We start from the raw sequence: 18,545 nt of genomic DNA, 5'->3' as shown, positions 1-18,545 counted from the left end.
CCGCCCGTTGCCGCCGCTCATCCCGCGTCCGGCGCGGCGCCGCCGGGCCCGGCCCCGGACTCGGCCTCCTTCGCCCAGCGATCGGCGAGCGCGACGGCCTTCGCCGCGGCGGCCGCGACGGCTTCGGGGCCGCCACCCGCCTGCGCCGCCGCGTATCCGACGAGGAACGTCGTCAGCGGTGCCGCGGGGCGCGCGACCCCGTGGGCCGCGTCGCGGGCGAGGTCGAGCAGGACGCCGGTGTCGACGTCCAGGTCGATGCCCAGTTCGTCCTTGGCTGCGGTGATCCATTCGTCCAACACGTGCCCATGCTCCCTGATCCGTGACCGAGCGGCGGCGATGTCGTCCCAGGTGTCGCAGTCGAAGGACGCGACGGGATCGACGGGGTCGGTGATGCGGGTGAGGTGCAGATCGCGGGTGAGCAGGCGCAGCGGAAGCCCGCTCAGCGACCCGTGTTCGGCCTTCAGGGCGCCGAGTACCCGCTGCAGCGCGCTGGTCCGGTAGACGGCGACGAGAGGCTGGTCCCGACCGTCGGCGTCACTGAGCAGCGCCCCGTCGGCGCTCGTCCCGCCCAGCGTGTCGCACAGCAGCCGTACGGTGCGCTCCGCGAGGAACGGGAGGTCGGCGGAGAGCACGACGACGAGACCGGGGACCGCCGCGCGGCCACCTGGTCCGCGCGGCGGCTGGTTCAGTGCCTCGTTCGGCGGCTCGTCTGACGACTCGTCCGGTGGCCCGCTCGGCGAATCGCTCGGGGGCTCGTCCGGGGAACCGCTCGGTGCCCTGCTCGGGGTCTTGTCCGGTGCCGCGCTCGGCGACCCGCTCGGTGCCTTGCTCGGGGAGTCGTCCGGGGAACCGCTCGGTGCCCTGCTCAGGGACTCGTCCGGCGACCCGCTCGGTGCCTCCTCCGGCGACCCGCTCCGGGACTCCTCCGACGGCCCGCTCGGCGGCAAGCTCGGTGCCCCGCTCCGGGACTCGTTCGGCGACCCGTCCGTTGACGTGGTCAGGGCCCGGACTCCCGCGTCCAGGGCGGCGAGCGGTCCGCCGCCGGGCGGGTCCTCGCGGGCCCAGTCGACGGGGCGTGCGGTCGGTCGTGACTCGGCGACCACGACCGTGGTGCGGGCTCCGGCGCAGGCCGCGAGCACCCGGTCGAGCAGTGCCCGCCCACCGACCCGGACGCCGGGCTTGTCCGCGCCCCCGAGGCGGCGCGCGGCACCTCCGGCGAGCACCAGCGCGTCGTAGGCGTCGCCGCCCCGGCCCGCGGCGCCGAGCGCGCGGTCGGCCGGGGGTCGGCGCTGCTCGGGCTGCCCGACGGCTTCGGTCATCCCCCGAGTATGGGCGTACCGCGGATCATTGCCACCCCCGAGGGGGTGGCGGCGCGGATGATCCGTGGGCGGCGGGCCGGCCGCCGCCCGCGGTCAGAGCGAGCGCAGCAGCACCGCCGGCTGTTCCACGCAGTCCGCCACGTAGCGCAGGAAGCCGCCCGCGGTGCCCCCGTCGCACACCCGGTGGTCGAAGGTGAGGGAGAGCTGGACGACCTGGCGGACCGCCAACTCCCCTTCGTGGACCCACGGCTTGGGGGTGATCCGGCCGACGCCGAGCATGGCGGCCTCGGGGTGGTTGATGATCGGCGTGGAGCCGTCGACCCCGAACACCCCGTAGTTGTTCAGCGTGAAGGTGCCGCCAGTCAGGTCGCCCGGCGTCAGCGTCCCGGTCCGCGCCGCCTCGGTGAGCCGCGCGAACTCGCCGCTCAGGGACTCCGCCCCGCGCGCGTGGGCGTCCCGTACGACGGGGACGACGAGCCCGCGCTCGGTCTGCGCGGCGAACCCGAGGTGCACCTCGTCGAGCCGCACGATCTCGCGCCGCTCCATGTCCACCGTGGCGTTCAGCTCCGGGTAACGGGCCAGGGCCGCCGTGCAGATGCGGGCGAGGAGCGCCAGGACGGAGATCTTCGGCCCGGCGGACGGCCCGGTCGCGGAATTCATCGCCACGCGCGCGTGCATGAGTTCGGTGGCGTCGGCGTCCACCCAGCACGTGGCGTCGGGAATCTCGCGCCGGCTGCGGGACAGCTTGTCGGCGACGGCGCCCCGGATGCCGCGCAGGGGCGTGCGGTGGCCCTGCGGAGCGGCGGTCGTGGGAGCGGGAGCCGTGGGCGCGGGAGCCGGTGCCGGTGCCGGTGCCGATGTCGGGGATACGGGCGCCGCAGTCGTCGCGGCGGGCGCCTCGGCGCGAGCCGTCATCGCACTCTCCACGTCCGCCCGCAGGATGAGCCCGTCCCGCCCGGACCCCGTCAACTCGCGCAGATCGAGCCCGTGTTCACGGGCCAGCCTGCGGACGAGCGGGGAGATCACCGGGACGGGACCGGCCGGCCGGCCGGGCCGGACGGGCGGCGCGGCGGGCTCGCGGAGGGCCGTCGGGCGCGTGGCCGCCGCTTCGGCCGCCGCGGCCCTGACCCGCCTGCGCCGGGCCGGGGCGGCGGCGGTCCCGTACCCCACCAGCACGTTCCCCGAGCCTTCCGACTTCTCAGCCTTCTCGGGCCCCTCGGGCTTCTTCTCCGGCTTCACGGAACTCTCCGACGCGGCACCGGCACCCCCGGACGCCCCGCCGGCAACGGCAGCTGTGTCCTCCGCCCCGACGGCCACCGTCAGCAGCGGTGCGCCGACCGGCAGTTCGGCCCCTTCGTCACCGAAGCGGGCCGTGACCACGCCCGCGTACGGGCACGGCACGTCGACGAGCGCCTTGGCCGTCTCCACCTCGACGACCGGCTGGTCGACGACGACGACGTCCCCGACCTGCACCAGCCATCGCACGATCTCCGCCTCGGTGAGCCCCTCCCCGAGATCGGGCAGCTTGAACTCAAGAACCCGTGCCATCAGCGCACCGTCCCTTCCCCGCCGTCCTGCACCGGTCCCACTCTCACTGATCCCACTGCAACCGCGCCACGGCGTCCAGCACCCGGTCCACTCCCGGGAGGTGGTGCCGCTCCAGCATCGGCGGCGGATACGGGATGTCGAAACCGGCCACCCGCAGCACCGGCGCCTCCAGGTGGTGGAAGCAGCGCTCGGTGACGCGCGCGGCAATCTCCCCGCCCGGCCCGCCGAAACCGCCCGACTCGTGCACCACGACCGCCCGCCCGGTGCGGCGCACGGACGCGGCGACCGTCGCGTCGTCGAACGGCACCAGGGAGCGCAGGTCGACCACTTCGAGGTCCCAGCCCTCGCTGCGGGCCGCCTCTGCGGCCTCCAGGCAGACGGGCACGGACGGCCCGTACGTGATGAGCGTGGCGCTGGTCCCGGGGCGGCGGACCACCGCCGTGCCGATGGGGTCGACGTCCGCCGGTGCCTCGGGGTTCCAGGAGTCCTTCGTCCAGTAGAGGCGCTTGGGTTCGAGGAAGACGACCGGGTCGTCGGAGGCGATCGAGCGCCGCAGCAGCCCGTACGCGTCGGCGACCGTGGCGGGCGTGACGACGGTGAGGCCGGGCGTCGCCATGTAGTACGCCTCGGAGGAGTCGCTGTGGTGCTCGACGCCGCCGATGCCGCCGCCGTAGGGCACGCGGACGGTGATGGGCAGCGGCATGGCGCCGCGCGTCCTGTTCCGCATCCGCGCGACGTGCGAGATCAGCTGCTCGAAGGCCGGGTAGGCGAACGCGTCGAACTGCATCTCCACGACGGGCCGCAGGCCGTACATCGCCATGCCGACGGCGGTGCCGAGGATGCCGGCCTCGGCCAGCGGGGTGTCCGTGCAGCGGTCCTCGCCGAACTCCTTGGCGAGCCCGTCGGTGATCCGGAAGACACCGCCGAGGGTGCCCACGTCCTCACCCATGACGTGCACGGTCGGGTCGTCGGCCATGGCGTCCCGCAGTGCTCTGCCGAGCGCCTGCGCCATGGTCGCCGGCTTGGTGACCGACTTCGTGACCGGCTTGGCGGCGACGGTGGTCATTCCCCGCCCCCTTCCTGGGATCCCTCGGACGCCTCGGCCTCGGCCTCCAGCTCGGCCCGCAACTGGGCCGCCTGCTCGCGCAGTTGGGAGGTCTCCTCGGCGTACACGTCGGTGAACAGGTCCATCGGGTCCAGCACCGGGTCCTGGTTCATGGCCTCGCGCAGGGCCGCGGCCATCCGCTCCGCGTCGTCGCGCACGGTCCGCATCCCCGCCTCGTCGATGAGTCCGCGCTCCGTCAGCTCCCGCTCCAGGAGCAGGATCGGGTCGTGCGCGCGCCAGGTCTCGACCTCGGCGTCGCTGCGGTAGCGGGTCGCGTCGTCGGCGTTCGTGTGCGCGTCCATCCGGTACGTGATGGCCTCGACCAGCGTCGGACCACCGCCCCCGCGCGCGCGGGTGACGGCCTCGGTGAGGACCTCGTGCATCGCCACCGCGTCGTTCCCGTCGACCAGCCGGCCCGGCATCCCGTACCCGACGGCCTTGTGGGCCAGGGACGGCGCCGCGGTCTGCTTGGCCAGCGGCACGGAGATGGCGAACCCGTTGTTCTGCACCAGGAAGACGACCGGCGCCTGCCAGACGGCGGCGAAGTTCATCGCCTCGTGGAAGTCGCCCTCGCTGGTCCCGCCGTCGCCCACCATGGCGAGCGCCACCACGTCGTCGCCCTTGAGCCGTGCGGCGTGCGCGAGGCCCACGGCGTGCGGGAGCTGCGTCGCCAGCGGGGTGGACAGCGGCGCGATGCGGTGCTCACGCGGGTCGTAGCCGGTGTGCCAGTCGCCGCGCAGCAGGGTCAGGACCTGGACGGGGTCGAGGCCGCGGGCCACGGCGGCGAGGGTGTCGCGGTAGCTGGGGAAGAGCCAGTCGCGCTCCTCCAGGGCGAGCGCCGCGGCGACCTCGGCGGCCTCCTGGCCGGTCGTCGACGGGTACACGGCGAGACGGCCCTGCTTGGTCAGGGCGGTCGCCTGCGCGTTGTACCTCCGGCCGCGCACCACCTCCGCGTAGAGCCGGCGCAGGAGCTCGGGATCGGCGTCCGCGGCGGCGTCGGTGCCCAGCACCCGATAGGGCTCCGCGTCGGGCAGCAGCGGCGCGGGGTCCGTGCGGGGCTGCCAGGCGGGCGGCGGCGTCGGTGCGCCGGCGCCGCGGGCGTCCCGCTGCTCCATGACCGTCATGACGGCACCTCCTCGTGGGAGTGGCTGTGAAGGCGCGTCGGATGTGATGCGCCTCACCTACCGATTGTTCGGTCGTCGGCACATTTTGGCTACAGGCACCTCCAGGCTGTGGACAAACGGTTCTCCACAGCCTGAGATGAACGCAGTACGTCCATGGTAAGGAGGCGGGGGCACATGGCATCTGAACAAATGGCCGACGGCTCCGGGGGCCCGGAATCCGGCGGCTACGACCCCGCGGCCCGTCCGCTGGACGCCATCGACCGCGACATCCTGCAGATGCTGCAGAAGGACGGCCGGGCGTCGATACGGTCCGTGGCCGAGCGTGTCCACGTGTCACGGGCGAACGCGTACGCCCGGATCAACCGCCTCATCGACGACGGCGTGATCCGCGGCTTCGGCGCCCGCGTCAACCACGAGCGGGCCGGTCAGGGTGCCTCCGCGTACATCACGCTCAAGATCGTCCAGAACTCCTGGCGCACGGTCCGCGACCAGCTGCGCCGGATGCCGGAGGCCTCGCACATCGCGCTGGTCAGCGGCGACTTCGACGTGCTCATCCTGGTCCACACACAGGACAACCGCGCCCTGCGCGAACTCGTCCTCACCAAGCTCCAGGCCATCCCCGAGGTGCTCAGCACCCGCACGCTGCTGGTCTTCGAGGAGGAGGACCTGGAGCCGGACGCCTGACGCCCAGGGCCCGTCGGGGGCGCGGGGCCCATCCGTCGGCCTTCCTCGCGCACGGCCGCCCGTCTGTCGGCCTTCCTCGCGCACGGCCGCCCGTCCGTCGGCCTTCCTTGCGCACGGGCCGTCAGCCCGTCAGCCTTCCTTGCGCAGGCCCTGGAAGACCAGTTCCACGACGGCGTCGGCCACCTCGCGGTCGGCGAGGCCGCCGCCGTCGGGCCGGTACCACTCCACGATCGAGTTGATCATCCCGAAGACGAGGCGCGTGGCGAGCCGCACGTCTATGTCGCTGCGCACGTCCCCGTCGGCCGCGGCCGCCTTGAGCAGCGCGGCGACCTGGTGGTCGAACTCCCGGCGGCGCTCCATGGCCCACCGCTCGGTGCCCGTGTTGCCGCGCACCCGCAACAGGAGCGTCACGTAGGGCAGTTCGGCGGTCAGCACCTCGACCATGCGCCGCGTGACGTGCTCCAGGCGCTCCACCGCGCGTCCCACGCGCGCGGGTTCCTCGTCGAGGATCCCGAAGAGGCCGTCCAGCGCACGGCTGACGGCGCGGCGCAGCAGCTCCTCCTTGCCCGTCACGTGGTGGTAGATCGACGACTTGGAGATGCCCGCCGCCTTGGAGAGGTGCTCCATGGACGTGCCGTCGTAGCCCCGCTCGTTGAAGACGGTCACGGCGACCGCGAGCAGGCTGTCGGGCGTGTAGGTGTCGCGCCGTACGGCGGGGTCGCGTCGTACGGCGGCAGCGCGTCGTGCGGTGGTCATGCGGAGCCCTCCCGCTTGTCGGGGGCGTACGAGTGGCGGTAGAGCGCCAGGGACGGCGCGTAGCGCCCGGAGGGGTCGCGCAGATGCAGGTCGTCGAGGAGGGCGTACGCCCAGTTCTTGCCGAGCCTGCGGCTCCACTCGATGGGTCCCAGCGGGTAGTTCACGCCGAGCCGCATGGCGGTGTCGACGTCCTCCTCGGTGGCCACGCCCTTGGCGACGGCGTCGTGCGCCAGGTCGATGATCCGGGCGACGGTACGGGCGACGATCATGCCGGGGACGTCCCCGATGACGCTGACGTCCTTGCCGAGCGCCTGGAAGAGGCCGACGGCCTCCTGCACGGTGCGCTGGTTCGCGTCCCGGGCGGCGGCCAGCGCGATCCGGGTCGCCTTGCGGTAGTCGAGCGCGAGGTCGAAGTAGACGACGTCCCGGTACTCGATCGACGTCTGCCCGTCCGCCAGGGCGAGCTGGCCGCCGCCGGGCAGCACCAGACGCGTGCCGTTGTCCTCGTCCTCCTCGCGCACCTCGATGCCCGCCTCACGGATGAGGGCGAGCACCTCGCGCGCGGGCCCCAGATCGCCCTCGGCGACCACGTAGGCGGGCTGGTCGGCGGGGGCCTCCGTGCGCGGCTCTGGGCGCTCCTCGCCCTCCCCGTACGCGTACCAGCCCTGGCCCGACTTGCGGCCGGTGCGCCCGGCCTCGACCAGCCGGCGCTGGGCCAGCGACGGCCGGAACTTCACGTCCTGGAAGAAGCCCTCCCACACGGAGCGCGTCACGGCCTCGTTGACGTCCTGGCCGATGAGGTCGGTCAGTTCGAAGGCGCCCATCCGGAAGCCGCCGCTCTCGCGCAGCACGGCGTCGATGGTCGCCGGCTCGGCACCCTGGTCCTCGTAGACCGCGAACGCCTCCGCGTAGAAGGGCCGCGCGATCCGGTTCACCAGGAAGCCGGGGGTGTCGGCGCAGGCCACGGGCGTCTTTCCCCAGGCGCGTGCGGTCTCGTACGCGCGCGTGGCCGCGGTGACGTCGGTGGCGGAGCCGGAGACGACCTCCACCAGCGGCATCAGGGGCGCCGGGTTGAAGAAGTGCAGTCCGACGAAACGTCCCGGCAGGCGCATCGCCCCGCCGATCGCCGTGACGGACAGGGACGAGGTGTTCGTGGCGAGCAGACAGTCGTCCGCGACGACGGCCTCCAGGTCGCGCAGCAGCGCCTGCTTGACGTCCAGCCGCTCCAGGACGGCCTCGACGACGAGGGCCGCGTCCGCCAGCTCGTCCAGCGTCTGCGCGGGCGCGAGACGGCCGACGGCGGCCGCCCGCTCGTCCGCGGACATCCGGCCCTTCTCGACGAGCCGGTCGAGCCGGGCCGCGATCGCCCCGGCGGCCGACTCCGCCCGGCCGGGAGCAGCGTCGTACAGCCGGACGGGATGCCCCGCGACCAGCGCGACCTGGGCGATGCCCTGGCCCATGGTGCCGGTGCCCACCACGCCCACGAGACGCTCATGTGCTGTCATGCCGGTGATCCTCCCGCACCCGGCGGCACCGCGCGGGCGCGGGGCTCATTGAGCCGGTTTTCCACAGCTTTTCCGCACCCCCTTGTCCCGACCGATCGTTCGGTTACTCTAACTCTGTCCGCTCGTCCCTGCCCAGCCCTGCCCCAGTCCCGCCCCAGCTCTGCGGCTCGACGGAGAGCCGCTGCCGACGAGGAGTTGGTCCGCCATGGCCGCCGACCTGACCGCCCACGACCTGATCGCCCAGCACCGGCCGACGCTCGACAAGGCGCTGGAGACCATCCGCACCCGCGCCTACTGGTCCCCCCACCCCGAGCACCCCAAGGCGTACGGGGACACCGAGGGGCGCCCCAGCCTGAGCATGCCGGAGGGCAAGGCCGCCTTCGACGCCCTGCTCGGCACCCGCATCGACCTGGGCCAGCCGGGCACGGACGACTTCGTCGGGGGTGAAGTCTCGCCGTACGGGATCGAGTTGGGCATCACCTATCCGCACGCCGACATCGACACCCTGCTGCCGGCCATGCGCGCGGGCATGCGCGCATGGCGCGAGGCGGGCGCCGAGGTGCGCGCGGTGGTCTGCCTGGAGATCCTGGCCCGGATCGGCGCGCGGACGCACGAGTTCGCGCACGCGGTCATGCACACCAGCGGCCAGGCCTTCATGATGGCGTTCCAGGCCGGCGGCCCGCACGCGCAGGACCGCGGCCTCGAAGCCGTGGCGTACGCGTACGTGGAGCAGGCGCGCACCCCCGACACCGCGGAGTGGTCCAAGCCCCAGGGCAAGCGCGACCCCCTGGTGCTGACCAAGGAGTTCACGCCGGTCGGGCGCGGCGTCGCGCTGCTGATCGGCTGCAACACGTTCCCGACGTGGAACGGGTATCCGGGCCTGTTCGCCTCCCTGGCGACCGGCAACCCGGTGCTCGTGAAGCCCCACCCGCGCGCGGTGCTGCCGCTCGCGCTCACCGTCCAGGTCGCCCGCGAGGTCCTCGCCGAGGCGGGCTTCGACCCGAACCTGGTGGCGCTGGCGGCCGAGCGGCCCGGCGAGGGCATCGCCAAGACCCTGGCCGTGCGCCCCGAGATCAAGATCATCGACTACACGGGCTCGACCGCCTTCGGCGACTGGCTGGAGACCCACGCCCGGCAGGCGCAGGTCTACACGGAGAAGGCCGGCGTCAACACGGTCGTGATCGACTCGACCGACCGCTACCAGGGCATGCTGTCGAACCTGGCGTTCTCGCTGTCCCTGTACAGCGGCCAGATGTGCACCACCCCGCAGAACCTGCTGATCCCGCGCGAGGGCATCACCACGGACGAGGGCCCGAAGTCGTACGACGAGGTCGTCGCGGACCTCGCGCAGGCGGTCGGCGGCCTCCTCGGCGACGACGCCCGGGCGAACGCACTGCTGGGCGCCCTGGTGAACCCGGACGTGAAGGCCCGCCTGGACGCGGCCGCGGGCCTCGGCGAAGTCGCCCTCCCCACCCGGGAGATCAGCAACCCGGACTTCCCCGACGCCGTCGTGCGCACCCCGGCGATGGTCAAGCTGGACGGCGCCAAGCCGGACGCGGAGGCCGCCTACATGAGCGAGTGCTTCGGCCCGGTCTCCTTCGCGGTCGCCGTCGACTCCACTCAGGACGCGGTGGAGCTGCTGCGGCGCACGGTGCGCGAGAAGGGCGCCATGACGGTCGGCGCGTACACCACCTCCGAAGAGGTCGCGCAGGCCGTCGAGGAGGTCTGCCTGGAGGAGTGCGCCCAGCTGTCGCTCAACCTGACGGGCGGGGTGTACGTGAACCAGACGGCGGCGTTCTCCGACTTCCACGGCTCGGGCGGCAACCCCGCGGCGAACGCGGCCCTGTGCGACGGCGCCTTCGTGGCGAACCGCTTCCGGGTGGTCGAGGTCCGCCGCGAGACCGTGTGAGGCAGCGGCAGGGGAGCTACTGGGGCGCGTGCGCGCTGTGCGCGCTCCAGTGGAAGAGCGTCATCCCGACGCTGGTGGCCAGGTTGTAGCTGGACACCTGGGGCCGCATCGGCAGGGACACCAACTGGTCGGCGCGCTCGCGCAGTTCGGGTGACAGGCCGCTGCGCTCGGACCCGAAGGCCAGCAGGGCGTCGTCCGGGAGCCTCAGACCGCGGATGTCGGCGCCCTCGGGGTCGAGCGCGTACAGCGGGCCGCTCGGCAGCTCGTCGACCGCGAGCCGCTCCACGGCGGTCGCGAAGTGCAGCCCGGCCCCGCCCCGGACGACCGTGGGGTGCCAGGGGTCGAGGCTGCCCGTCGTGACGACGCCGGTGGCGCCGTAGCCGGCGGCGAGGCGGATGACGGCGCCCGCGTTGCCGAGGTTGCGCGGGTTGTCGAGGACGACGACCGGGGTCGTGCGTCCGGTCCTGCCGAGCGCGGCGAGGTGGTCGGCCCGCGCGGGGCGCCCGGCGAGCGCGGCGACGCCGGTGGGATGCGGCCGCGGCACGAGCCCGCGCAGCACGTCGCCCGGTACCTCCACGAGGAGCCCGGCCAGCCGCGGTACGACGTCGGGGGCCAGCTCGTCCGCCAGCGCGAGCGTGGCCGCCCGGTCGGCCGCGAGCGCGACGGGGACGTCGGCGCCGAAGCGCACGGCGTGCTTGAGGGCGTGGAACCCGTCGAGCAGCACCGCCGTGTCCGCGAGCCGCCGCCAGTCGCGTACGGCGCCCTCGGAAGTGGTGTGCCGCATGCCGTCCGCCGTGTCCGTCCCGCTCATGGCAGGAAGCCTACGTGCGCGCCGTGGGCGGCTGTGCCGCCAGCGGCTCGACGCCGTCCGCCGGGCGCTGGCCGGGCACCGCGGCACGCCTCGTACGGGCGAGGACGCGGCCACGCGCGCGTGCCACCCGGCCGCCGATCCGCTTCAGGAACGACGTCGGCAGGAACACCGCGTCGGCGGCGATCATCGCGAGCGAGAAGAAGGGCAGTCCGAGGACCACGGCGATGACGGAGTGCTCGACCATCATCAGCGCCAGCAGGACGTTCTTCACGCGCCGGTTGAAGACCGTGAACGGGAAGGCGACCTGGACGACGACCGTCCCGTACGTCACGAGCAGCACGATCGGGCCGTACGCGGTGAGCAGCTCGCCCAGGGCGGGCCACGGCGAGAAGTAGTCCAGGTGGAGCGGGTAGTAGACCGCGGTGCCGTCCTGCCAGCGGCTGCCCTGGATCTTGTACCAGCCGGCCGTCGCGTAGATCAGGCACGCCTCGACCATGATCACCAGAAGGGCGGCGTTGTGGACGAGGTTCGCGACGACGTCGCACAGCAGGCGCGGTTCGCCGAACGGATCGCGGCGGTTCAGGTACCACCACACCCCCTGGACGCCCCACAGCCCCCAGAAGAAGGCCGCCCAGCCGCCGCTCAGGTCCCCCGTGAACGTGCTCACCGAGAGCGCGAGGCCCACGACCCACCACAGGACGGGCCCGGTCCGGTCCTCGGTGAACAGCCCCTCCCGCGCGCGTGCGGCCCGCCGCGCGTCGAGCGACCACACCTGCCCGCACCGGGTGAGGACCAGGTAGATCGACATGAGGTGGATGACGTTGTCGCCGCCGTCCCCCAGGAAGACGCTGCGGTTCTGCAGCGACAGCACGCCGATCATGAAGAACACCGACATGGTGCGCGTCCGCCAGCCCAGCATCAGCAGCAGGGAGGCGAGCACGGCCGCCGCGTAGACGAACTCGAACCACACCCGGCCGTCGGACCACATCAGCGCGGTGAACGCGTCGTTGTCCGCGATGAGCTGCTGCGCCATGCCCCAGCTCCACGGCCCGTCGGGGCCGTACAGCTCCCGCCGGTGCGGGTACTCGCGCAGCAGGAACAGCAGCCAGGTCGCGGAGAACCCGATCCGTATGACGGCGCTCTGGTACGGGCCGAGCGCGGACGCGGTGACCCGCTGGACACCGGTGGCGAGCCGTCCCGTGACGGGGACCTCGACGCGGCTCATCGGGCACCGCCGGCCGTCGGGGCCAGCACCCGCACGCGCGTGCCGCTGTCGAGCGGCGCGTCGTGCGAGGTCACCGTCCACCAGGCCACCTGCCGGTAGAGCGGCTTCTGGTTCACCTTCTCGTCACTCCACTTCGGCGGCTCGATCGTGGTGGACCGGGAGCGGACCTGGACGCGCTCCATCACGTCCTTGCCGCCGCCGACGTCCAGCCGGGCCAGCCGCAGCACGAGGATGCGGCGCAGGTACTGCTCGGACAGCGTGCCGCGCAGGCCGGTGGGCCGGTCCTGCGCGTCGTGCGTCCCCACGTAGACGTCCCAGGCGCGGCGCAGTTCGTTCTGCTGGGTGTGGCTGGGCAGCAGGTTCCCGTCGATGGCCGCGCCGTCCTGCGCGGACAGGTCGTACCAGCGGGTCTGCCGCAGCTCGCCGTCGGGTGTGCGCAGTTCGGCGCGGGCCTGCACGGCGATGTTCTGCTGCAGCGGGTTGGGGGCGAACAGCTTCCAGTTCTGCTCGAACTCCGGGTAGACCCAGTCGTCGACCAGCGCGCCGTGCTGCTTGGACACCGTGTTCGCGGGCGCGACGTGCAGGAACACCATCGCGAGGTGGAAGCAGGCACCGACGGCGACGACCGCGAGGGCGAGGGCCGCGACCACCTGGTACCGGAAGGAGAGCCCGGCGATGCCCGGGCGGGCGGGCGGCGGGGGCATGGCGGGGTAAGGGCGGGGAGCGGGATCGGCGTCGCGATCGGCCGGCTGGGGGCCGCGATCGGCCGTCTGGCCTCCGCGATCGGTCGACTGGGGGCCGCGATCGGCCGGCTGGCCTCCGGGAGCGGCCGGCTGGGGCCCTGGCTCGGCGGGCTGGAGCCGGGGTCCGGGCCGGAACCCGGCGAGCTCAGGCTCGGGGCCAGATCGGGGTGCGGAATCGGCGGGCTCAGATCCGGCTCCGGAATCGGCGGGTTCGGGCCCGGGACCGGAATCGGCGAGTTCAGGCCCGGGACCGGAATCGGCGGGTTCAGGCCCAGGTCCGGACTCAGCGGGCCCCCCGAACCCGGCCCCGGCCCCGGACTCAGCCGGCTCCGCCCCGGATCCGGAATCGGCGGGGCCGGGCCCGGCCGGCTGCGGAACCGTCCGCTCCGGCAGGGGACGGGCGCCCTCGTCCGCGGCGCCTGCTTCCGTCTCCATCGGTCTCCCCGATCCCGGTCCTTCGATCCTCTGGCCCATCCGGCGTCCGGCGCCCGACGCCGAACCGATTCCGCGTCGACGTCCCGCGGCTGCGACGCACGGAACGGTACTGGGGAGCGGCGGCCCGGCACAGATGCCTGCGGTTATCCACAGGCCGGGACGTTCAGGGTTGACACCCTACGGCGCCGCGCCCCACCATTGAATCCGACGAACCGAACGATCGGTCGGGAGCGGGTCAAGGCCCGGCCGTGAACCGGACAGCCGAGGTCGAGGGGGCCTGGAATGGCGACAGCAGCACCGCAGCAGACGGCGCGGCCGGACGGCACCGCCGGGTTCCAGGCCGCTTTCGACGCGGCCGTGGCGGCGGACGAGCGCATCGAGCCGCGCGACTGGATGCCCGACGCCTACCGCGCCACGCTGGTGCGCCAGATCGCCCAGCACGCCCACTCCGAGATCATCGGCATGCAGCCCGAGGCGAACTGGATCACGCGCGCCCCCTCCCTGCGCCGCAAGGCGATCCTGATGGCGAAGGTGCAGGACGAGGCGGGGCACGGGCTGTATCTGTACAGCGCGGCGGAGACCCTCGGCACCGGCCGCGACGAGCTGCTCGACAAGCTGCACAGCGGCCGCCAAAAGTACTCGTCGATCTTCAACTACCCGACGCTGACCTGGGCCGACGTCGGAGCGATCGGCTGGCTGGTGGACGGCGCGGCAATCACGAACCAGGTGCCGCTGTGCCGCTGCTCGTACGGGCCGTACGCCCGCGCCATGGTCCGGATCTGCAAGGAGGAGTCCTTCCACCAGCGGCAGGGGTACGAGCTGCTGCTCGCGCTCAGCCGGGGCACCGAGGCGCAGCACGCGATGGCCCAGGACGCGGTGGACCGCTGGTGGTGGCCCTCGCTCATGATGTTCGGCCCGCCCGACGACGAGTCGGCACACTCGGCGCAGTCGATGGAGTGGAAGATCAAGCGCCACTCGAACGACGAGCTGAGGCAGCGCTTCGTCGACATCTGCGTCCCCCAGGCCGAGTCCCTCGGCCTGACGCTCCCCGACCCGGAGCTGCGGTGGAACGAGGAGCGGGGCCAGCACGACTTCGGTCCGATCGACTGGACGGAGTTCAAGCAGGTCCTCAAGGGCAACGGGCCGTGCAACGAGCAGCGCATCACCCAGCGCAGGCGCGCCCACGACGAGGGCGCCTGGGTGCGCGAGGCCGCCGCGGCCCACGCGGCCAAGCATTCCAAGGCCACGACGGAAGAAGGCAGGGCGGCATGAGCGAGACCCCCAGCAGCACCTCCAGCGGGCCGGAGTGGCCCCTGTGGGAGGTCTTCGTGCGCTCCCGCCGGGGCCTGGCCCACACCCACGCCGGCAGCCTGCACGCCCCGGACGCGGAGCTGGCCCTGCGCAACGCGCGGGATCTGTACACCCGGCGCGGCGAGGGCGTCTCGCTCTGGGTCGTGCCGTCGGCGGCGATCACCGCCTCCTCGCCGGACGAGAAGGACCCGTTCTTCGAGCCCGCCGCGGACAAGCCGTACCGGCACCCCACGTTCTACGAGATCCCTGAAGGGGTGAAGCACCTGTGACGCAGCCCGTGCGGACGGATGTCGCGGCGGCCGCCCTGGCCCTCGGCGACGACGCCCTCGTGCTCTCCCACCGCCTGGGGGAGTGGGCGGGCCACGCCCCGGTCCTGGAGGAGGAGGTCGCCCTGGCGAACATCGCGCTCGACCTGCTCGGCCAGGCCCGCGTCCTGCTGAGCACGGTGGGCGACGAGGACGAGCTGGCCTACCTCCGCGAGGAGCGCGCCTTCCGGAACGTGCAGTTGGTCGAGCAGCCGAACGGCGACTTCGCGCACACCATCGTCCGCCAGCTCTTCTTCTCCGTGTACCAGCAGCTGCTGTACGGCCAACTGGCGGACGGGGAATCGGAGTTCGCGCCGCTGGCCGCCAAGGCGGTCAAGGAGGTGGCCTACCACCAGGACCACGCCCGGCAGTGGACGCTGCGGCTCGGCGACGGCACGCAGGAGAGCCACGCCCGGACGCAGCGCGCGGTGGACGCCCTGTGGCGCTTCACGGGCGAGCTGTTCCAGCCCGTCCCGGGAGTCCCCGTCGACTGGCAGGAGATGCAGGTCAGTTGGCACGCGACGGTGACCTCGGTGCTGAGCGAGGCCACGCTGACGGTGCCCGACGGCCCGCAGACCGGTGCCTGGAGCGCCGGGGCCGGACGCCAGGGCCTGCACACCGAGTCGTTCGGCCGGATGCTCGCCGAGATGCAGCACCTGCACCGCAGCCACCCGGGGGCGTCATGGTGACGCTCGCCCGCGCCCCGCACGAGGCCGTCGGCGGGGAGACACCGCTCGAGGCGGAGCTGCGCAGGATCGCCGGCTCGGTGCCCGACCCCGAGCTGCCCGTCCTGAGCCTGACCGAGCTGGGCGTGCTGCGCGCCGTGCACACGCTCGGCCCCGGCCGGGTCGAGGTCGAGCTGAGCCCCACGTACACGGGATGTCCCGCGATCGAGGCCATGTCGACCGACATCGAGCGGGTCCTGCACGAGCACGGCGTCCCCGAGGTCACCGTCCGCCCGGTGCTCTCCCCCGCCTGGACGACGGACGACATCACGCCCGAAGGCCGCCGCAAGCTGCGCGAGTTCGGCATCGCGCCGCCCCGCACCACGCGCGCGCCCGCCGGACCGGTCGCCCTCTCCCTCGGCCCGACCCGGCACACCGGCGAGCCGGGCGGCACCGCCGGGACGGACCCGGCCGACGGGACGACGGACCCGGCCGACGGGACGGACGCGATCGCCTGCCCGCACTGCGGCTCCACCGACACCGAGCTGCTCAGCCGGTTCTCCTCCACGGCCTGCAAGGCGCTGCGCCGCTGTCTCGCCTGCCGTGAACCCTTCGACCACTTCAAGGAGTTGCGATGACCCAGGAGGCGACTCCCGAGGTGGCGCAGGGCACGCCCAGGGCCCGGTTCCACCGGCTCCGGGTCACGGCGGTCGACCGGCTCACCGACGACTCCGTCGCCCTCACCTTCACCGTCCCCGACGAGCTGCGCGAGGCGTACCGCTACGCACCGGGCCAGCACCTCGCCCTGCGCCGCACCGCGGACGGCGCCGAGATCCGCCGCACGTACTCGATCTGCTCCGCGGCCCCGGCCGACGAGGCGCCGCGGCTGCTGCGGGTCGGCGTGCGCCTGGTGGACGGCGGCGCGTTCTCGACGTACGCCCACAAGGAGATCGCCGTCGGCGACGAGCTGGAGGTGATGACCCCGGCCGGCCGCTTCACCCTCGACCCGGCCCCCGGGCACTACGCCGCGGTGGTCGGCGGCAGCGGCATCACCCCGGTCCTCTCGATCGCGACGACGCTCCTGGAGCGCACCCCCGAGGCCCGGTTCTGCCTGATCCGCAGCGACCGGACCACCGCGTCGACGATGTTCCTGGAGGATGTCGCCGACCTGAAGGACCGGTACGCCGACCGGTTCCAGCTGGTCACCGTGCTCTCCCGGGAGGAGCAGCAGGCCGGGCTCGCGTCGGGCCGGCTCGACCGGGAGCGGCTCGCGGCGCTGCTGCCGGCGCTGTTGCCGGTGGAGCGGGTGGCGGGCTGGTTCCTGTGCGGACCGTTCGGCCTGGTGCAGGGCGCCGAGCGGGCGCTGCGGGGCCTGGGCGTGCGGCGCGACCGCATCCACGAGGAGATCTTCCACGTGGACGACGGCCCGGTACCGGCCCGTCCGGCCCGTCCGGCCGGAGCCTCGGCGCCCGCGCACAGCACGGTGACGGCGCAGCTCGACGGCCGTTCGGGCAGTTGGCCGGTGCAGGACGGGGAGTCCCTCCTGGAGACGGTGCTGCGCAACCGGCCGGACGCGCCGTACGCGTGCAAGGGCGGCGTGTGCGGCACCTGCCGTGCCTTCCTCGTCTCGGGTTCCATCGCCATGGACCGCAACTTCGCGCTGGAGCCGGAGGAGACCGAGGCCGGTTACGTGCTGGCCTGCCAGTCCCATCCGACCACGGAGACGGTGGAGCTGGACTTCGACCGCTGAGCACGGCCATGGAGAACCTGTTCTCTTCTCGGAGCGCCTGCTCTATCTTGACGGTCCGTCAGATCCTGGTGAGCACAGTGGGAACGGGAGGAACGACCGGTGGACTTCACCTTCTCCGAGGAGCAGCAGGCGGCCGTCGAGGCGGCGAAGGCGGTGTTCACTCCGGTGGCGCCCGACGGCGTACCGAGCCCTTCGCTCACCTCCGGCGCGGTGGCCGACGACTTCGACCGGGCGCTGTGGGCCAAGGCCGCCGACGCCGATCTGCTGAGCCTGCTGATCGGGCCGGAGCACGGCGGGGCGGGGCTTGACGCCGTCGCGCTGTGCCTGGTGCTGCGCGAGTCCGCGAAGGTCCTGGCCCGGCTCCCGCTCCTCGAGCACAGCGCGGCGGCGGCGACCGTCCAGGCGTACGGCGACGAGGAGTTGAGGCAGGAGCTCCTCCCCCGCGCGGGCCGCGGCGAGCTCGCCCTGACCGTGGCGTCGGCGGGTCGCACCGGGCACGACCCGGCCGAGCTCGCGGTCACGGCCCGGTGCGAGACCGGCACCGCGAGCGCGGGCTGGATCCTGGACGGGGTGCAGACGGCGGTGCCCTGGGCGTTCGGCGCCGACCGGATCGTCGTGCCCGCCCACACCGGTGACGGCTCCGCGGTCCTCGCGATCCTCCCGGGCCCGGCCGCGGGGCAGGCGTCGGAGCTGCCCGGCCTCACCGTCGCCGAGCAGATCTCCACGACCGGCGAGCGGCTGGCCGAACTGCGGCTGGACGGCGTGCACATCGACCCCCGGCACGTCATCGAGGACGCGGCGGCCTGGCCCCGGCTGCACGATCTGCTCGCCACCGGCACCTGTGCGCTGGCGCTCGGCCTCGGCGAGGGCGTCCTCAAGATGACCAGCGACTACGCGGGCAAGCGCGAGCAGTTCGGGCATCCGATCGCCACGTTCCAGGCCGTCGCCGTGCAGGCTGCCGACCGCTACATCGATCTGCGGGCCATGGAGGCCACCCTGTGGCAGGCCGCCTGGCGCATCAGCAGCGGGGCCGCGGGCGCCCTGCCGGTCGCCGGTGACGTGGCGGTCGCCAAGACCTGGGCGTCCGACGGCGTACGACGCGTCGTGCAGACCGCGCAGCACCTGCACGGCGGCTTCGGCGCCGACACGGACTACCCGCTGCACCGCTATCACGCGTGGGCCAAGCACCTGGAGCTGTCGCTCGGCCCGGCCGCCGCCCACGAGGAGGCACTCGGCGACCTGCTCGCCGCGCACCCGCTCGGCTGAGCGGGTCCCGCGGTCGACCGGTCCGGAGGATGAGCGGGTCCCGCTGCCGACCGGTCGAGAGACTGAGCAGGTCCCGCGGCCGAC

The 18,545-nt window shown here is 73.5% G+C and carries 16 protein-coding genes and 2 pseudogenes; 8 read left to right on the top strand and 10 right to left on the bottom strand.

Annotated elements, in window-relative coordinates; all coding sequences use genetic code 11:
- Positions 1 to 17 precede the first annotated feature (17 nt).
- From RBJ77_RS08655 to pdhA, 5 genes and pseudogenes are all read right to left on the bottom strand, one after another.
- Positions 18 to 638, bottom strand: a pseudogene (locus tag RBJ77_RS08655) (DUF6457 domain-containing protein); the annotation flags it as partial.
- A gap of 348 nt (positions 639 to 986) precedes the next feature.
- Positions 987 to 1,226: pseudogene (locus RBJ77_RS08650) on the bottom strand (NTP transferase domain-containing protein); the annotation flags it as partial.
- Positions 1,227 to 1,412: 186 nt separating this feature from the next.
- The gene (locus tag RBJ77_RS08645) at positions 1,413 to 2,867 is read right to left on the bottom strand and encodes a dihydrolipoamide acetyltransferase family protein (RefSeq protein WP_372344387.1); all 1,455 of its coding nucleotides are present in this window, start codon (positions 2,865 to 2,867) and stop codon (positions 1,413 to 1,415) included.
- A gap of 43 nt (positions 2,868 to 2,910) precedes the next feature.
- The gene (locus tag RBJ77_RS08640; RefSeq protein ID WP_372344386.1) at positions 2,911 to 3,933 is read right to left on the bottom strand and encodes an alpha-ketoacid dehydrogenase subunit beta; all 1,023 of its coding nucleotides are present in this window, start codon (positions 3,931 to 3,933) and stop codon (positions 2,911 to 2,913) included.
- Complete coding sequence (gene pdhA / locus RBJ77_RS08635; RefSeq protein WP_372344385.1) at positions 3,930 to 5,096, bottom strand: pyruvate dehydrogenase (acetyl-transferring) E1 component subunit alpha; 1,167 nt, start codon at positions 5,094 to 5,096, stop codon at positions 3,930 to 3,932. Before pdhA ends, RBJ77_RS08640 begins: the two co-directional genes overlap by 4 nt.
- A gap of 174 nt (positions 5,097 to 5,270) precedes the next feature.
- On the opposite strand from pdhA, the gene RBJ77_RS08630 reads away from it, so the two are divergent.
- Positions 5,271 to 5,780 carry an Lrp/AsnC family transcriptional regulator gene (locus RBJ77_RS08630; protein WP_255973515.1) on the top strand — a complete coding sequence of 170 codons (510 nt, stop codon included), beginning with the start codon at positions 5,271 to 5,273 and terminating at the stop codon, positions 5,778 to 5,780.
- A gap of 129 nt (positions 5,781 to 5,909) precedes the next feature.
- Here RBJ77_RS08630 and RBJ77_RS08625 read toward each other — a convergent pair whose 3' ends face one another.
- Positions 5,910 to 6,536, bottom strand: coding sequence for a TetR/AcrR family transcriptional regulator (locus RBJ77_RS08625; RefSeq protein ID WP_372344384.1), 627 nt, complete (start codon positions 6,534 to 6,536; stop codon positions 5,910 to 5,912).
- A complete protein-coding gene (locus RBJ77_RS08620; RefSeq protein WP_372344383.1) occupies positions 6,533 to 8,041 on the bottom strand; it encodes a 3-hydroxyacyl-CoA dehydrogenase in 1,509 nt (502 codons plus the stop codon). The genes RBJ77_RS08625 and RBJ77_RS08620 overlap by 4 nt, the downstream gene beginning before the upstream one ends.
- Before the next feature lie 205 nt (positions 8,042 to 8,246).
- Here RBJ77_RS08620 and paaN point away from each other — a divergent pair, with 205 nt between their 5' ends.
- Positions 8,247 to 9,950: a phenylacetic acid degradation protein PaaN gene (gene paaN / locus RBJ77_RS08615; RefSeq protein ID WP_372344382.1), complete on the top strand. Its 1,704-nt coding sequence runs from the start codon at positions 8,247 to 8,249 to the stop codon at positions 9,948 to 9,950.
- Positions 9,951 to 9,966: 16 nt separating this feature from the next.
- On the opposite strand, the gene RBJ77_RS08610 is transcribed toward paaN, so the two are convergent.
- Genes RBJ77_RS08610 through RBJ77_RS08600 form a run of 3 tightly spaced genes read right to left on the bottom strand, consistent with a single transcriptional unit; the run spans position 9,967 to position 12,690 of the window.
- The gene (locus RBJ77_RS08610; RefSeq protein ID WP_372344395.1) at positions 9,967 to 10,734 is read right to left on the bottom strand and encodes a TrmH family RNA methyltransferase; all 768 of its coding nucleotides are present in this window, start codon (positions 10,732 to 10,734) and stop codon (positions 9,967 to 9,969) included.
- Positions 10,735 to 10,771: 37 nt separating this feature from the next.
- Positions 10,772 to 11,986: an HTTM domain-containing protein gene (locus RBJ77_RS08605; protein ID WP_372344381.1), complete on the bottom strand. Its 1,215-nt coding sequence runs from the start codon at positions 11,984 to 11,986 to the stop codon at positions 10,772 to 10,774.
- On the bottom strand, positions 11,983 to 12,690 hold the full coding sequence (locus tag RBJ77_RS08600; RefSeq protein ID WP_372344380.1) for a DUF5819 family protein: 708 nt from the start codon (positions 12,688 to 12,690) through the stop codon (positions 11,983 to 11,985). Before RBJ77_RS08600 ends, RBJ77_RS08605 begins: the two co-directional genes overlap by 4 nt.
- Before the next feature lie 756 nt (positions 12,691 to 13,446).
- Between RBJ77_RS08600 and paaA the strand changes: the two genes are divergently transcribed.
- The 6 genes from paaA (at position 13,447) to RBJ77_RS08570 (ending at position 18,461) form a co-directional block, all read left to right on the top strand.
- Complete coding sequence (gene paaA, locus RBJ77_RS08595) at positions 13,447 to 14,436, top strand: 1,2-phenylacetyl-CoA epoxidase subunit PaaA (RefSeq protein ID WP_255973505.1); 990 nt, start codon at positions 13,447 to 13,449, stop codon at positions 14,434 to 14,436.
- On the top strand, positions 14,433 to 14,744 hold the full coding sequence (paaB, locus tag RBJ77_RS08590) for a 1,2-phenylacetyl-CoA epoxidase subunit PaaB (protein WP_372344379.1): 312 nt from the start codon (positions 14,433 to 14,435) through the stop codon (positions 14,742 to 14,744). The genes paaA and paaB overlap by 4 nt, the downstream gene beginning before the upstream one ends.
- On the top strand, positions 14,741 to 15,469 hold the full coding sequence (gene paaC / locus RBJ77_RS08585) for a 1,2-phenylacetyl-CoA epoxidase subunit PaaC (protein ID WP_372344378.1): 729 nt from the start codon (positions 14,741 to 14,743) through the stop codon (positions 15,467 to 15,469). Before paaB ends, paaC begins: the two co-directional genes overlap by 4 nt.
- Entirely contained in the window at positions 15,463 to 16,083 is a 621-nt protein-coding gene (gene paaD / locus RBJ77_RS08580) for a 1,2-phenylacetyl-CoA epoxidase subunit PaaD (protein WP_372344377.1), read from the top strand. The genes paaC and paaD overlap by 7 nt, the downstream gene beginning before the upstream one ends.
- Entirely contained in the window at positions 16,080 to 17,195 is a 1,116-nt protein-coding gene (paaE, locus tag RBJ77_RS08575; protein WP_372344376.1) for a 1,2-phenylacetyl-CoA epoxidase subunit PaaE, read from the top strand. The genes paaD and paaE overlap by 4 nt, the downstream gene beginning before the upstream one ends.
- A 99-nt stretch (positions 17,196 to 17,294) precedes the next feature.
- The gene (locus tag RBJ77_RS08570; protein ID WP_372344375.1) at positions 17,295 to 18,461 is read left to right on the top strand and encodes an acyl-CoA dehydrogenase family protein; all 1,167 of its coding nucleotides are present in this window, start codon (positions 17,295 to 17,297) and stop codon (positions 18,459 to 18,461) included.
- The last annotated feature ends 84 nt before the right edge of the window (positions 18,462 to 18,545 follow it).

The sequence above is a fragment of the Streptomyces sp. KL116D genome, from assembly GCF_030766975.1.
In the GTDB taxonomy this organism is placed as follows: Bacteria; Actinomycetota; Actinomycetes; order Streptomycetales; family Streptomycetaceae; genus Streptomyces; species Streptomyces longispororuber_A.
This window is presented reverse-complemented; position numbering and strand designations above follow the sequence as displayed.